Annotated in this window: 14 protein-coding genes; 8 read left to right on the forward strand and 6 right to left on the reverse strand. The window is 46.6% G+C overall.

Annotation, left to right across the window (positions count from 1 at the left end; all coding sequences use genetic code 11):
* Position 1 precedes the first annotated feature (1 nt).
* The 4 genes from D1Z90_RS15765 to hemC are packed head-to-tail and all read right to left on the reverse strand — an operon-like array spanning position 2 to position 4,184.
* The gene (locus D1Z90_RS15765) at positions 2-1,180 is read right to left on the reverse strand and encodes a heme biosynthesis HemY N-terminal domain-containing protein (protein WP_119911751.1); all 1,179 of its coding nucleotides are present in this window, start codon (positions 1,178-1,180) and stop codon (positions 2-4) included.
* Positions 1,173-2,498 (reverse strand): uroporphyrinogen-III C-methyltransferase, encoded by a 1,326-nt coding sequence (locus D1Z90_RS15770; RefSeq protein ID WP_119911752.1) that lies wholly within the window; start codon positions 2,496-2,498, stop codon positions 1,173-1,175. The genes D1Z90_RS15765 and D1Z90_RS15770 overlap by 8 nt, the downstream gene beginning before the upstream one ends.
* A gap of 11 nt (positions 2,499-2,509) precedes the next feature.
* Positions 2,510-3,259 carry a uroporphyrinogen-III synthase gene (locus D1Z90_RS15775; RefSeq protein ID WP_158587164.1) on the reverse strand — a complete coding sequence of 250 codons (750 nt, stop codon included), beginning with the start codon at positions 3,257-3,259 and terminating at the stop codon, positions 2,510-2,512.
* On the reverse strand, positions 3,246-4,184 hold the full coding sequence (hemC, locus tag D1Z90_RS15780; protein ID WP_119911754.1) for a hydroxymethylbilane synthase: 939 nt from the start codon (positions 4,182-4,184) through the stop codon (positions 3,246-3,248). Before hemC ends, D1Z90_RS15775 begins: the two co-directional genes overlap by 14 nt.
* Positions 4,185-4,461: 277 nt before the next feature.
* Between hemC and D1Z90_RS15785 the strand changes: the two genes are divergently transcribed.
* The gene (locus tag D1Z90_RS15785) at positions 4,462-6,978 is read left to right on the forward strand and encodes a class I adenylate cyclase (protein ID WP_119911755.1); all 2,517 of its coding nucleotides are present in this window, start codon (positions 4,462-4,464) and stop codon (positions 6,976-6,978) included.
* Positions 6,979-7,014: 36 nt separating this feature from the next.
* Here D1Z90_RS15785 and D1Z90_RS15790 read toward each other — a convergent pair whose 3' ends face one another.
* Positions 7,015-7,677 (reverse strand): alpha/beta hydrolase, encoded by a 663-nt coding sequence (locus D1Z90_RS15790; RefSeq protein ID WP_119911756.1) that lies wholly within the window; start codon positions 7,675-7,677, stop codon positions 7,015-7,017.
* Positions 7,670-7,999, reverse strand: coding sequence for an iron donor protein CyaY (gene cyaY / locus D1Z90_RS15795; RefSeq protein WP_119911757.1), 330 nt, complete (start codon positions 7,997-7,999; stop codon positions 7,670-7,672). Before cyaY ends, D1Z90_RS15790 begins: the two co-directional genes overlap by 8 nt.
* A 67-nt stretch (positions 8,000-8,066) precedes the next feature.
* Here cyaY and lptM point away from each other — a divergent pair, with 67 nt between their 5' ends.
* The 7 genes from lptM to uvrD all read left to right on the forward strand — a co-directional run bounded on the left by lptM (position 8,067) and on the right by uvrD (position 14,966).
* Complete coding sequence (lptM, locus tag D1Z90_RS15800; RefSeq protein WP_119911758.1) at positions 8,067-8,261, forward strand: LPS translocon maturation chaperone LptM; 195 nt, start codon at positions 8,067-8,069, stop codon at positions 8,259-8,261.
* Positions 8,262-8,278: 17 nt separating this feature from the next.
* The gene (gene lysA, locus D1Z90_RS15805) at positions 8,279-9,532 is read left to right on the forward strand and encodes a diaminopimelate decarboxylase (RefSeq protein ID WP_119911759.1); all 1,254 of its coding nucleotides are present in this window, start codon (positions 8,279-8,281) and stop codon (positions 9,530-9,532) included.
* 12 nt (positions 9,533-9,544) lie between these two features.
* The gene (gene dapF / locus D1Z90_RS15810; protein ID WP_119911760.1) at positions 9,545-10,372 is read left to right on the forward strand and encodes a diaminopimelate epimerase; all 828 of its coding nucleotides are present in this window, start codon (positions 9,545-9,547) and stop codon (positions 10,370-10,372) included.
* The gene (locus tag D1Z90_RS15815) at positions 10,369-11,091 is read left to right on the forward strand and encodes a DUF484 family protein (RefSeq protein WP_119911761.1); all 723 of its coding nucleotides are present in this window, start codon (positions 10,369-10,371) and stop codon (positions 11,089-11,091) included. The genes dapF and D1Z90_RS15815 overlap by 4 nt, the downstream gene beginning before the upstream one ends.
* Before the next feature lie 10 nt (positions 11,092-11,101).
* On the forward strand, positions 11,102-12,004 hold the full coding sequence (gene xerC, locus D1Z90_RS15820) for a tyrosine recombinase XerC (RefSeq protein ID WP_119911762.1): 903 nt from the start codon (positions 11,102-11,104) through the stop codon (positions 12,002-12,004).
* On the forward strand, positions 12,001-12,720 hold the full coding sequence (gene yigB / locus D1Z90_RS15825) for a 5-amino-6-(5-phospho-D-ribitylamino)uracil phosphatase YigB (RefSeq protein ID WP_119911763.1): 720 nt from the start codon (positions 12,001-12,003) through the stop codon (positions 12,718-12,720). The genes xerC and yigB overlap by 4 nt, the downstream gene beginning before the upstream one ends.
* Before the next feature lie 74 nt (positions 12,721-12,794).
* A complete protein-coding gene (gene uvrD / locus D1Z90_RS15830; RefSeq protein WP_119911764.1) occupies positions 12,795-14,966 on the forward strand; it encodes a DNA helicase II in 2,172 nt (723 codons plus the stop codon).
* Positions 14,967-15,301: the final 335 nt, after the last annotated feature.

A 15,301-nucleotide genomic window follows, 5' to 3' on the forward strand; every position in this document is an offset into this window, starting at 1 on the left:
CTTAGCTGACGGCTAAGCTCAACCCTGACTTGTAAAGGTCATTGGCTTTATTAGTTTGCCCTTGTTGCTGATAGAGCTCAGCCAGTTGGAAGCAAATCGCAGGGGTATGATTAATCGCCAAAGATTTATCAAAGGCACTTATCGCCTCGTCTGTCTGCCCAGATTGTTGCAGCAATTTGCCGTAGGTTGCCCATAACAAGGCGTTATTCCCTTCTTTACGGGATAAGTTCTTCAGGCCTTGTAACAAAGGTGCAGGATCTTCAAAGTTTAACTCGCCAATACAACGCAGCACGTCTTCCTGAGCATCTTTTTTGATGCTATTCACTAAGATGCTTGCGCCAGCAACGGAGTCTTGTTGTTGATTCAGCAGGGTGGCTACTTGGCAAATAAGCTGTGGTTCGGCCTTTAATTTTCGTGATAGTTTATTCCAGTAGACTTGCAAGCCTTGGCTGCCTTCTGCACTTGCCACTTGAGCTAAAGCGCCAGCTTGCGCCGTCACTTCCAGTTGGTCTAACGTTTCGCTGGTTTGTTCGCTGGCTTTACGTAGCGCAGGGAATAACACCAGTAGCTCTTGCCATTGTTGCAGTTGCTGCATTACTTCGGCTAATAAACGTGTGACTTTATGGTGTTTGGGTTGCTGTTGATGCAAGCGCTTTAAGTCGGCGTAGGCTTCTTCATACAAGCCTTGTTGCAACGATAAGCGTGCTTGAGTTAAACCAACAGCAAACTGATGCTCTTGGTTCTCATTAGCTTGTTTCAAGTAATCATCGCGCTTTTGCGTATCGCCGCGCTCATGTGCGGCCTCTGCTGCAGTAAGGTAGTTAAGTAACGGTGTGTCGCTGTGTTTAGCCGATTTGGCCGTCAGCTTTTCTGCGTCGTCATAATGGCCTTCTGCTAATGCCAACATCCCCGCATAGGTGTCTTGGCGGGCTTTTTTATGGCGGCGATGGCTAAACCAGCCGAGAGAATTTCGGCTCACGCCAATCACTTTATGAAAAAGCCACTCTAGGCCGACCAACACGATATAAAAGATAAGGGTTAACAGTAAGCCTTTGGTTACCGTGGTTTCTATGGTGTACTCACCCATAGAGATGAGAATGTAGCCTTTGTTACCTGCCAGATCGGGTCCAAACACCAAACCTGCAATAATAATGGCTACCAGCAACAATACTTTAATCATAGTCTTGCTCCTGTGTGGTTGGCTTGCTTTGTCCTGGCGGGCTCATTGGCGCTAAGCTTTTTCGAACACGCTTTTCTATGACATTTTCAAGCATAGGTTTCGCGCGAAGTTGGTCAGGGTAATTCACCGTAATGTCTTTTTTGCTCAAGTTGGTCAGGGTAGCAATAAACTGCTTAGTGGCCGCGTCTTCAATGTTATAGTAGTGCTGGATCCACTCGATTGATTTCTCGAGGGATTCACTGTAAATGGCCTGCTGTTCACGATAAACCGCGATCTGAGCTTTGACCAATTGGCTTTTGATGTTTTCTTTCAGGTACCAAGATTGCTCCGGCGCCAGCAGCGCTTCCACTTTGCCGTCTCGCTTAGTAATAGTGACGAAACTTTCTAGGAAAGAGTGCATTGATTTACTTAAGTTTTCACGCCAGTCAGCGACGTCAGAGCTTAGATTGTAGTTCTTTTCTTCTAATGCTTCGGGTAAGTTCACCCCGGCTAAATTTAGCTCGTCGATAGTTTGCTCTAAGCTTGCGAGCTTCATCACTAAGCCATCTTTATCTATTCTCGGTAGGGCTTCTAGGGTCGTAATATCATCAATAATGGCGCGGCGCAGCGGATTTAAACTGGCGTCGCCCAGTTCAGAAATGCGTTGGTCAGCCGCGTTCAATAGCGATATGGCGGTGTTGATATCGTGCTCTAACCAGAGCTTACGGCCTGCCATGCGCATCAAGTATTCGGCTTCTGATAGCATCCAGTCGCTAGGGTGTCTGACGGTCATCTCGGCGACATTGCGCTGCAGGGTTTTTAACTCTTCGTTGAAGCTTTCATCGCTCAACCCTTGCTGATTAATGCGCTCTTGCATACTGGTGTTCAGGGTTTGGCTTTCTAATAACTGCTGCTGCAATAGAGTGATTTGTTCGCTTTGTGCTTGAGCTGCTTCATTTTGTTGCTGTGATAGCTGAGCCACCAGTTTATTTTCAAGGCCTTCAATAACCTGTGCTTGTTGCTGGTGTTGTGTTTGACCTTGTTTGTATAGTGCAAATGCTGAACCGCCGGCAAGTATGATGGCGATGACTGCTAATGCCGTCGCGCCTTTTGCCCCTTGCTTAGCTGTTGTTGCTTGGCTAGCTGTTGAAGGAGGGGGCGTTTTCGCTGTCGGCTTTTGCGGCGAAGCAGTTTCGGCTTTTACTTCTTTTTTTGCCGGCGTGTTATTGCTGGCTTGCGCTTTTTTGTCTGTCGCGCCTTTGTTGTCCTCTGGTTTGTCGCTAGAGGTTTGAGAAGGTGTATTTTTGGATTTATTTGAATTACTGTTTTTGGCAGTCATTGACACCTGTCCTATTGTAAAGATTGTTTAATGCAATGGCTCAGCGCTTGGTGGCTAGCGCCATCGGCAACCCAAATGTTGTTAAAGCCAGCTGATGAGGCAATTGCTTTAATACGCTGGCTGGCGACGATCAATGTTAATCGCTGCATCCATTCTAAATATTCGCTGGGAACTTGCGACATCAAGCTCGTTAACATCTCGCCACTTGTGATAATAACACTATTAATTTCATTGTCTTGCCATTTAGCAAAGCTAATTGCAGGTTCTAAAGTCACGCTTTGACGTAAATAGCACTCCACACAGGTTACCTCAGCACCGCGTGCTGTTAAGCATGCTTCAATCAGAGGCCGGCCCCCATTTCCCTTTAATATTAGCACTCTGGCATTGGATACTGGGTTTAATTGTGGCAAAGCTAATAGGTTTTCAGAATCTGAATGGGCAGGGTGGAGCGCGCTGACACCTGCTAATTGATACCACGTTGCAGCCGTGCGTTGGCCAACGGCTAAATATTGCGCCTGGGATGGCCAGTTTAAGCCTTGCTGGTGCAGATATTGATGGCTGAAAGTGACCGCGGCATCGCTAATGGCGATAATGATATCTGGGGGGGCGGTAAGGGCTGAACTGAGCTCGCAAATAGCCGGGTTTTCGCTGATCGCCAATAATGGAAAACAGGTCACTTGATGACCTTGTTGTCGTAAATAGTTCGCCAGCGCAGCACCGTGTGGCTGCGGCCGGGTCACCAGAATATTAGCTGTCGCCATTGGCGTAGACTTGCTGCAAAATTTCGCGCGCACCGTCATCAAGTAAACCATTGGCTAATGCTTCACCGAGTTGTTGGGCGTTAGCTTGGGCGCCTCTCACTTCGCGAAATAACATTTTACTGCCGTCGGGAGCACCGACGAGGGCGCGAAGATAAATATTGTCACCTTCTAATTCAGCATAACTGCCGATAGGAACCTGACAACCCCCTTCTAAGGTATTGTTCACCGCGCGCTCTGCTTGCACTCGAATGGCTGTTTCTGGGTGATTAAGTGGCGCTAACAACGCTTTTGTTACCTCATCATCCAAACGGCACTCGATACCTACCGCACCTTGACCAACAGCAGGTAAGCTCAGCTCAGGGGCGAGGTAGTTAGCAATTCGCTCGGCCATTTCGAGGCGCAGTAGACCTGCCGCTGCGAGTATGATGGCATCGTATTCGCCTTCATCGAGCTTACGCAAACGGGTATTCACGTTGCCGCGTAAATCTTTGACGACAAGCTGCGGATACTTGGCTTTTAATTGACACTGGCGACGCAAACTGGACGTACCGACAACCGCGCCGTCAGGTAATTGGTCCAAGTTTTGGTAGTTATTTGAAACAAACGCGTCTCTGGGATCTTCTCGTTCACAAATGGTCACCAGTCCTAAACCTTCGGGAAACTCCATTGGCACGTCTTTCATCGAGTGTACCGCGATGTCAGCTTTACCCTCTAACATGGCCACTTCGAGTTCTTTAACAAATAAACCTTTCCCCCCCACTTTAGCGAGCGGAGTATCCAAGATGACGTCGCCTTTTGTAACAAATGGCAATAGCTCAACAGTGATGCCCGGGTGGGCCTGTTCCAAAGCGTCTTTCACATAGTGGGCTTGCCACATCGCGAGGGGGCTTTTGCGGGTAGCTATGCGGATAACAGGTTGGCTCATTTGGGCTCCAAAAACAGGGGGAATTAGTCTGACTTTATCTTAACTTAATTTACTTTCACAAGGTGCTAAATCCAATAAAAAAATCCCTATATTCGTTGCTGAGGTATGGGTTTATGGCTACAAAAAAGCTTAAATTTTTATGATGTTGAGTACTAATTCAGCAGAAATATTTACCACCGACATAGATACTGTTAACATGGTCACACTTTTTATGTGGTTTTAACCTTCGGTCAACAATTCACTGAAGGGTTAACACGAGTTCAACAGGTTGGGCCATTTGTCTTCTCAGTTCGATACGTTACAGCGCAGAGCGGCAGAATTTAACCTTTTACGAAGAGATTACGCCAACAGCGCGTTACCTGCTCAAGGACGCCAAGTTTTTAACTTGGTGCCTGTGCTATTGCACTACAACAACCCCCTTTTACCTGGCTATGTTTCGGGTGAAGTACCTCATGGTATTACCCATTTTGAACCCAGTGAAGAGCAGCATAACTTTGTTAACGACCTTTGTTTAACCGCGAACTGTGACGCCGTGACGGCGGTTACTGAAACCACAATTCTCGGCCTTTATACCATGGGCAGCACGGCATCTATTGGCCAGTGTTGTGACAGTGACTTAGATATCTGGGTATGCCATCAGCACGAGCTCAGTCGAGAACGTCGCTTGTTGCTTGAAAACAAGTGTATGTTGATCACTCAATGGGCGGATACGCGCGGCATTGAAGTGAACTTCTTTTTGGTGCCCGACAACAAATTTAAAGTGGGTAACAATGCTCACATGACCAAAGAAGGCTGCGGCAGCGCCTCACACCTGTTATTACTGGATGAGTTTTACCGCAGCGCCATGCTGATTGCTGGCAAGCCGTTACTATGGACCATGATTCCGCCACAGCACGAAAATAACTATGAGCAATACGTTGCCAGTTTGGTTGACAGTGATGAACTGAATCTTGATAACTTTCTTGACCTCGGCGGCTTTGGTCGTATCCCGGCAGAAGAATACTTTGGTTCCAGTTTGTGGCAGCTTTATAAAGGCATTGATAGTCCGTATAAAGCGGTATTGAAAACCTTATTGATGGAAGCCTACTCTTGGGCGTACCCCAATACCCACCTGATTTCCCTGCGAGCCAAAGAAACCCTGCATCAGCAAGAATTTTATGACAAAACGCTCGACTCGTATTGGTTGATGTTGAACCAAGTGACTGAGTATCTTGAAGCCACTCAAGATATGAAGCGGCTTGAACTGGCTCGCCGGTGTTTTTACATGAAAACATGCGACCGCTTATCGCAACCTATTGGCGAAGACGAACCGCTTTGGCGTCGTAACATTTTAAAAGAAGTAGTAGCCGATTGGGGTTGGACCCAAGAAACGTTTGAATTGCTTGATAACCGTGAAAACTGGAAGGTTGAGCAAGTACGGGTTGCGCACGGCGAGTTACTTGAAGCGTTAATGGTCAGCTATCGTAACCTTATTCGCTTTGCTCGTCGCAATAACATTGGTGAGTCGATAAACCCTGAAGACATCGGCATTTTGTCGCGTAAGTTGTACGCTGCGTTTGAAAGTTTGCCAGGTAAGGTGGTGTTGGTTAATCCGAGCATCTCTCCAGATTTAGCTGAGCAAGACCTCAGTTTAATCCAAGTACCCGAAGCTCGCTCTAACCCTGAAGGTTGGTATTTGTACAAGTCGTCATTGGATACTACGGATATTTTAGGGACCACCTCCCTAGAGCACAGTCCATATTTATCGAAACTGTTGGCGTGGAGTCATTTCAATGGTTTGTTAACTGCAAGCACCACAGTGCATTTATTCAACCAAGGTTCTGACTTGGTTGAGCAAAACTTGAAACAGTTTTGCGCCGATTTGGCGAGCAGCTTTCCAGTGAAAATTGCCAATGCGTCAAATTTAGCCTTGAGTCGCCCGTGTGAAATTCGCCATTTAGGTATTTTTGTTAACCTTGAACAGGATCCTACCTGTCACTGGGCTAACAAGGTCATTGAATTTGATGCCAATGCCAGTGATGTTTTCTCATTTGGCGCAAGCAAAGAGTGTTTAGTCGGCAGTATCGATCTGGTATACCGCAACTCTTGGAATGAAATCCGCACTTTGAATTTTTCTGGTGAAGAGCAAATTATCGAAGCGCTCACTACCATTTTGGGCAAAATGCATAATGATGCGGCTTCGCCAGAGCGGATCGACGTATTTTGTTATGCCCAGCATTTTCGTGGTTTGATTCGCAATCGCTTTGAACAGTTGGTGACCGAGTGTATCAATACGCGACTGGATTCGGGTCGTGACCATGCGGTGAAAACATTACTCATTGGTCAGCAGAAGTTTGGTGTGTTCTTTGAACGCCGCGGGGTATCAGTGAAGAAGTTGGAAAATGCCATCGACTTTTACAGTCAGCTTTCCGATACCAAATTACAGCGCATGCCGCTGCGACTTGATAAAACTCATCATACCAAAACCCCCGAAATCGTAGCTTCTCATTCCAGTGAAGGTTTGGTGCAATTTTTCTTTGAGAACCACGACTCTGGTTTCAACATCTACATTGTGGATGAAATAAACCGTGTCGAAACATACCAGCACTTTAGTGGCAATAAAGAAGAGTTAGTGCAAGGGGTTAATCGTTTTTACACTTCTGCTACGAGTCGTCAAGACGATCAATCGATGATCAACTTTAACTTGCCGCAATTCTATGAAATTGTCAGCGATGCTAATGGGGAGTTGGAGCTACTGCCATATCGTTCGCCCAATGCTCAAGTCAATCCACCGACTTTAGTCGCCAACAATTAAGGGCATCGCCGCGGTTGCGGTGATGCTGCCTCGATTTTATAAACTCAATTGTTTTACTAACCAGCGACTAATCTGCTGAATTTGCGGTTCACACACTGAGTGGGCCATGTCAAAAGTTTGCCATTCAACTTGATAATTCAAATCTGTTAACGTGTCTTTTGCCGTGATAGCTGCACTCATGGGTACAACGTCATCAAACTTGCCGTGATGCATCAAAATGGGCGTGTTCAAGTTATTGCCCGAATGCTCCGCGGCTAACTTACCTGGTTGGCACATGTAGGTTGATAACGCCATCACGCCGGCAAATCGATGTTTAGCCCGTGTAGCTAAGTGCAAACTGACAACGCCGCCTTGAGAAAAGCCGGCCAGTACGATGCGCTCGGGCGAAATACCCGCTGTTATTTGTGCATCAACAAGCTGCTCTACCGCGGCCACTGACTCAATCACACCCGCTTCATCTGCACGATTATCTGGGTCCATCGACTTTATGTCATACCAAGAACGCATGCGCTGACCTTGGTTAAGGGTTACAGGTTGCACCGGAGCATGAGGAAAGATAAATCTCACCTTATGGTTTTCAGGCAATTGTAAAACCGGCACTATGGGGGCAAAACCATCGCCTGAATCGCCTAATCCATGCAGCCAAATAACACAGGCATCTGCTTGGCCTTGCGGCTCTATTTTAACACTGCTAAGCATCGGTTAACTGCAAGCGAATGCCTGACTGCTTTTCTATCGCGTCTTCCAAAAAGCTTAATAGCTCGCCGCCTTCACGGTTATCAATCCATTGCTTTGAATCAGTATATTCAAAGTGGTGACCATTGAACTTGGTGGCCACCCAAATCTGATGTAAAGGCTCTTGGCGGTTGATGATGATCTTAGATTCATCGGCAAACTCCAATTCCAATACGCTGCCATTTAGTTCCCAGTCGAGGTCATCTTCATAGACTTCTACTTTTTCTGTGAGCAGTTGGTAAAAATCATCTGCTAATTGGTGAAATTCACTGTCATTCATAGCCAAACCCTATTGCTTTTATCATTACGAATGCGATTATAGTGCCCTTAACATAATTAACATAGAGTCTTCGATGGCATTAATAAAACAACTGATCTTAACTTTAGGTCTAGTGTTAATGATTTCTGGCTGTGGCATTAAAGGGCCACTGTATTTGCCTACACCAGAACCACAGGCTGAAGCGGCCCCTGAGCCAGCTGAGTCTGATGCTAACGAAGCGACAGCGGCATCTGTTGAGCCGACAACCAATACCACAAACGAACAATAAAAAGCTGGGGTGATAGAGTGGATTATTTTAATTATCAGGAAGATGGACGCCTTTTTGCAGAAGACATCGCGATAGAAGACGTCATTACCCAAGCTGGTACTCCGGCGTACATTTATTCGCGTGCAACCATAGAGCGCCACTGGAACGCGTTTGACCAAGCGGCGGGTGACCATCCGCACATGATTTGTTATGCGGTAAAAGCAAATTCTAATCTCGGCGTATTGAATATTATGGCGAAGCTGGGCTCTGGCTTTGACATTGTGTCGGTAGGTGAATTACTGCGTGTGTTAAAAGCCGGTGGTGACCCAGGCAAGGTCGTGTTTTCGGGTGTAGGTAAAACCGAGCTAGAAATTCGCACCGCGTTAGAAGCAGGCATTTATTGTTTTAACGTCGAGTCTGAAGCCGAGTTACTGCGCATTAACGAAGTGGCTGCTGTGATGGGTAAAAAAGCGCCTATTTCTATTCGCGTCAATCCAAACATTGACGCGGGCACGCACCCATATATTTCTACAGGCTTAAAAGAAAACAAGTTTGGCATCGATATTGAAAAAGCACCTGCTATCTATCGTATCGCTGACGGTCTTGATAACCTTGAAATTAAAGGGGTGGACTGCCACATAGGTTCACAGCTAACTGAAATCTCGCCTTTTATCGAAGCTATCGACAAGCTACTGGTATTGATTGACGAGCTGACTGCCGCGGGCATTGAAATCTCTCACCTTGACGTAGGTGGCGGGTTAGGTGTGCCATACGACAAAGAAACGCCGCCTGAGCCTGCTGAGTATACCAAAGCGTTAAAAGAGCGCTTAGGCGACCGTAAACTCAAACTGCTGTTTGAGCCGGGCCGTGCAATCATGGCTAATGCGGGCGTGTTGGTCACTAAGGTTGAATTCTTGAAGCTGACTGAGCACAAGAACTTTGCCATTGTTGATGCGGCGATGAATGATTTGATTCGTCCTTCGCTTTACAGTGCGTGGCAACGCATTGAGCCGATCAATAAGTCGGTTTATCGCGCAGCTCGCGAGTATGACGTGGTAGGCCCTATTTGTGAAACCGGTGACTTCTTAGGAAAAGATCGTGAGTTAGCGATTGAACAAGGTGACTATTTAGTCGTGCGCAGCGCCGGTGCTTATGGCGCGACTATGGCGTCCAACTACAACAGCCGCTGTCGTCCTGCTGAAGTTGTGGTGGACGGCGATCAAGCATTTTTAGTGCGTGCTAGGGAAACACATGAAGACCTATGGAAAGGTGAAAATGTTTTACCTTCCTAAGGAACCTATTGAATGTTAATTAATTTCTCTAAAATGCACGGTTTGGGTAACGACTTTATGGTGGTCGACAACGTTACCCAAAACGCTTTTTTTTCAACTGAAACGATTCGCCGTTTGGCGGATCGTAATTTCGGCATCGGCTTTGACCAGTTGCTGGTTGTGGAACCCCCTTACAACCCCGACTTAGATTTCCATTACCGTATCTTTAACGCGGATGGCAGTGAAGTGGAGCAATGTGGTAACGGTGCACGTTGTTTCGCACGTTTTGTACGCATGAAAGGGCTGACAAATAAAAACCGAATTGGTGTCAGTACTGCAAAAGGTCAAATTGAGTTAATCGCAGAGCCTGATGGCAATGTCACGGTTAATATGGGGTTGCCTGAATTTGAACCGAGCAAGATCCCCTTCAAAGCAATCAAAGAAGAAAAAACGTATTTGATGCTGACCGACGAAGGCACGATAATGTGCGGTGCAGTGTCTATGGGTAACCCACACTGTGTTGTATTGGTCGATGATATCGACACCGCACCAGTGGAAATTTTAGGCCCTTTGCTGGAAAACCATGAACGCTTCCCACAGCGCGTTAATGTTGGCTTTTTAGAAGTGCAAAATGCCGAGTATGGTCGTCTGCGTGTTTGGGAACGAGGAGCCGGAGAAACACTCGCGTGTGGCTCTGGAGCTTGTGCTGCTGCGGTTATTGGTCAGCTACAAGGTAAACTTGGACCAAAATGTACCTTAGAATTACGTGGCGGTAAGCTAAGCTTTGAATGGCAACCTGGTAAACCTGTGATGATGACAGGTGCCGCCGAACACGTATTCGATGGGCAGATCCAAGTATGAGTGAGTCAAACCTAGCAACCGACAAGGCAACCGAGTCAGCCGATAAAGTGGCACTGGACGACGAGTTAGTCGCCCAGTATTTGGCTAGCTCGCCAGAGTTTTTCTTGCGTCATCCAGAATTATTAAATGGTTTGCGTTTGCCTCATGAAAGCCATGGCACCGTGTCTTTGGTGGAGTTGAAAATGCAGCGTCAGCGCCAAAAAATAGGCGAGCTCGAGGAAGAAATTACTCAGCTGATGTCGATGGCGGCGCACAATGAAAAAATCTTCAATACCTATGGTCAGTTATACCCTGACTTGATTGCGGCGCAGTCTTTGGGCCAATTGGTGCGCTTGTTGAGTAAACTGTTCCGTGATCAACTCAAGTTGAATGCGTTTGCGTTGAAGTTAGATACTGCGTTTTTTGAAATCCCTGGGCAGTATCAAGAGTACAGCTTAGATAAATCGACCCTTGACGGTTTAAGGGCCCACCGTATTCGCAATGATGACCATTATTTTGGCCGCATCATGCAAGCTGACAAAAACGCGATTTTTGGCGATGCCGCCATCGTCAACTCAGTGGCTTTGATTGAGCTGGGTGAAAATGGCTGCCAAGGGGTGTTGGCTGTAGGCAGTGCCAATGCCAATCATTTTGTGCCAGAGATGGACACCTTGTTATTGGACCAGTTATGTCAGCTTATTGCCGTACTCATTCCTCGCTTGTTAACCCTCAAGAGCTAATGCTGGGTTAATGCAACAACTGGTTGAACAATTTTTACAACATTTGCACGCAGAGCGTCAGCTTAGCGTGCATACCCAAAAAAACTATCTCCAGCATCTAAATCAATTTGCCGACTTGTTGGCTCAGCGGCAGATCAGTCAATGGCAACAAGTTGACGCTAAAACCGTTCGTTTATTAGTGGCTCAGTTGCACAAGCAAGGCATTTCACCCGCAAGCTTAGCGACTAAGCTTTCTGCGCTGCGCAGTTTCTATGAATATTGTTTGCGCCAAGGCTTGATGAAAGTTAACCCTGCCAAGGGGGTTAGCCCTCCTAAGCAAGGACGCCCCTTGCCAAAAAATCTCGACGTCGACGAAATGTTAAGCCTATTAGATTTAGACTTAACCGATCCTTTGGTGGTTCGAGACAAAGCCATCATGGAGCTGATGTATTCTTCCGGATTGCGATTAGCTGAGTTGGTCAACTTAGACTTAAGCTCCATTAAGCTGCAAGAGCGTCAAGTCAGAGTGATCGGTAAAGGCAACAAGGAGCGTATGTTACCCCTAGGGAGGCAGGCCGTTGACAGCCTTAATGCCTGGCTAACGGTACGGCCAGACTTTGCGGTCGGAGATGAACCGGCGCTATTTTTATCTAAGCTAAAAAGACGTATTTCGGTAAGAAGCGTGCAAAGCAGAATGGAACTGTGGGGGCTCAAACAAAATGTCGCCAGTCATGTCCACCCTCACAAACTGCGCCATTCATTTGCTACCCACATGCTTGAGTCCAGTGGTGACTTGCGCGCGGTGCAAGAATTATTGGGCCACGCCAATATTGCGACTACGCAAGTCTACACTCACCTTGATTTTCAACATTTAGCCAAGGTGTATGACGACGCTCATCCCAGATCAAAACGAGATAAAGACACAAACAAATGAAATATTTCCGTCGTTTAAAGCCTTTCAAAGCGATGAGCTTTGATTTAGATGATACCTTGTATGATAACCGGCCGATCATCATTAATGCTGAGCAGTCGAGTTTGCGTTACCTGCAAGGCTTAGATCCACAATTAGCCGCGCTTAATAGCCAGCAGTGGCAACAATGCAAACAGCAGGTATTAGCGTTGCAGCCACAGTTGGTTGAAGACGTTACCGCCTGGCGCATTGCCGCTATAGAGCACTTGTTAATGCAGTTGGGTCACTCCAAAGAGTATAGTAGCGCTCAGGCTCAAGCGGCTTTTGAGTATTTTCTTGAGGTGCGCAGTGACTTTAGCGTGCCGGACCAAAGTGTTCAGGTATTAGCAGAGTTGAGCCGGAAAATGCCGATAGTCGCGATTACTAATGGCAACGTTGACTTAGTTCGCATTGGTTTAGGAACCGCCTTTAGCTTAGTACTGAAGGCCGGTAATGGTTTACGAGCAAAGCCGTGCCCAGATATGTTTGAGGTGGCCGCAAAACACCTCGGCATTGAGGTAGCCGACATCTTGCACGTAGGCGATCACCTAACGACAGACGTTTACGGCGCGAAAGCAAATGGCGCGCAGGCGGTCTGGTTTAACGATCAAGGCCATAACCTTAAACACCATCAACACACTTATGCGTTACCGGACGTTGAAATACACAATCTCAATCAGCTGCTGCAATTAGTCGAATAATCCCCCATAAGCGCTTGGGTATTTGTTATGAGCTGGTATAATCTCGCCACTACTGAACAAATACACAGTGCTTTATGGAACCTGAACTGCTTATCGATGGTCTGAACGACAAACAACGCGCCGCGGTAGCAGCGCCACAATCCAGTAAACTGATTTTGGCTGGCGCGGGCAGTGGTAAAACCCGCGTTTTAGTGCATCGCATTGCTTGGTTAATGCAAGTTGAGCATTGCAGCGCCCACAGTATTATGGCGGTTACCTTTACCAATAAAGCGGCCAAAGAAATGCGAGGCCGAGTTGAAGAGTTGCTCGGTGGTCGAGCGGGTAGCATGTGGATCGGTACCTTTCACGGCCTGGCTCATCGGTTATTACGGACCCATTATCAAGACGCTAAGTTACCTGAAGACTTTCAGGTTCTCGACTCCGATGACCAATTCCGTTTATTGAAGCGTATTATCAAAGCGTTGAATCTGGACGAAAAAGCATTCCCACCCAAACAAGCACAGTGGTTTATCAATGGTAAAAAGGATGAAGGGCTTCGACCGCAACATATCGACAGCTTTGGCGATCCGATAGAAGCCACCTTTTTAAACATTTACCAAGCTTATCAAGATGCCTGTGATCGCGCAGGTTTGGTGGATTTTGCTGAGATCCTGTTACGTGCTCATGAACTGTTCTTAAACAACCCCTACATATTAGAGCATTATCAAAAACGTTTTCGTAATGTTTTAGTGGATGAATTTCAAGACACTAATAATATTCAATATGCGTGGCTCAGGCTGCTGACCAGCGGCGATAACTTTATGATGATCGTCGGTGATGATGATCAATCTATTTATGGCTGGCGCGGTGCAAAAATTGAGAACATTCAACGCTTTTTGAATGACAACCCAGGCGCAGAGACCATTCGTTTAGAGCAAAACTATCGCTCTACGGCCAATATATTGTCAGCTTCAAACCAATTAATCGCGAATAACAGCGAGCGCATGGGTAAAGAGCTTTGGACCGAGGGTGACAAAGGTGACCTTATTTCGCTATATGCTGGCTTTAATGAAGTGGACGAAGCGCGCTTTGTCGTCGGGCGCATTAAAGAGTGGCGTGATGAGCACGGTGATTTATCAGACTGCGCCATTTTATATCGTAATAACGCCCAGTCTCGGGTGATAGAAGAAGCCTTGATGCAAGCGCCATTACCATACCGTATTTACGGCGGCTTACGCTTTTTTGAACGCCAAGAAATCAAAGACGCGTTGGCGTACATGCGTATTGTTAATTCACGTTTAGACGATGCCGCCTTTGAGCGCATTATTAACACGCCTACTCGTGGCATTGGTGACAAAACTTTAGGGGTGGTGCGTAGCGCTGCTCGCTCTCGCGGTCAAACCTTATGGCAAACCACATTGCAACTACTTGAAGAAAAGGTCTTTGCAGGTCGTGCGTCTGGTGCATTGAGTAACTTTATTGCTTTAGTGACTGAATTAGAGCAAAACGTTATCGACCTGCCTCTGCATGAAAAAATTGATTGGGTCATCTTACATTCTGGGTTGCAATCCATGTATTTGGCTGAAAAAGGCGAAAAGAGCAAAGCCAGAATAGAAAACTTGGAAGAGCTGGTTACGGCTGCGAAACAGTTTGAGAAACCTGAAGAAGCGGAAGAAATGTCAGACCTAACCGCCTTTTTAACTCATGCCGCCCTTGAAGCTGGCGAACAGCAAGCTGATGAATTTGATGATGCAGTGCAAATGATGACCATGCACTCGGCAAAAGGCCTTGAGTTTCCGTTGGTGTTCCTAGTGGGCGTTGAAGAAGGCATGTTCCCTAGTCAGCAATCTGCTGAAGAGCCGGGGCGATTAGAGGAAGAACGCCGCCTATGTTATGTCGGCATGACTCGAGCAATGAAGAAGCTGTATATGTGTTATGCCGAGAGTAGGCGCTTATACGGTCAAGAGAAGTTTCATCGTCCGTCGCGTTTTATTAAAGAGCTGCCTGCCGACTGTTTAGAAGAGGTACGACTTAAAACACAAGTTAGCAGACCAACCATGCACGGCCGTTTTTCTAACGCTGCGGTTTCAGAGTCGTTTGAAAGCACGGGCTTTAGCTTAGGCCAACGTGTTATGCATACAAAATTCGGGGAAGGCACTGTATTAAATTATGAAGGCAGTGGAGACCACAGTCGTATTCAAGTGCACTTTGATGACGCGGGAACTAAATGGCTTATTACCGCATACGCACGTTTACAACAGATATAAAGTCAAAAAAGGCCCCAAAACATCAACTTTAGTGTCTTTTTTAAGCGTTTAATGGCAATTAGTAATTAATTGCCATTTTTTTACAAAAAGGGCTTGCGCTTAAATCGTTTCTCCCTATAATGCGCATCCACTGACACGGCGTCCTAGCCCAATAGGGACAAGGCAATAAGCCAAATCAGTAACAGCCAAATAGAGCAATCGAAAGGCTGTCGAGAGTAACTAAGAATTTACAAAAAACTTTGCAAATTATAGTTGACTTTCAAACCGGCTAGCGTAGAATGCGCAGCCCTGACGAGGCGAAACGCTTCAGTCAAATGTTCTTTAACAATTAGCAA

Origin of the sequence: Motilimonas pumila, assembly GCF_003596335.1 — a bacterium.
In the GTDB taxonomy this organism is placed as follows: domain Bacteria; phylum Pseudomonadota; class Gammaproteobacteria; order Enterobacterales; family CBDFNC01; genus Motilimonas; species Motilimonas pumila.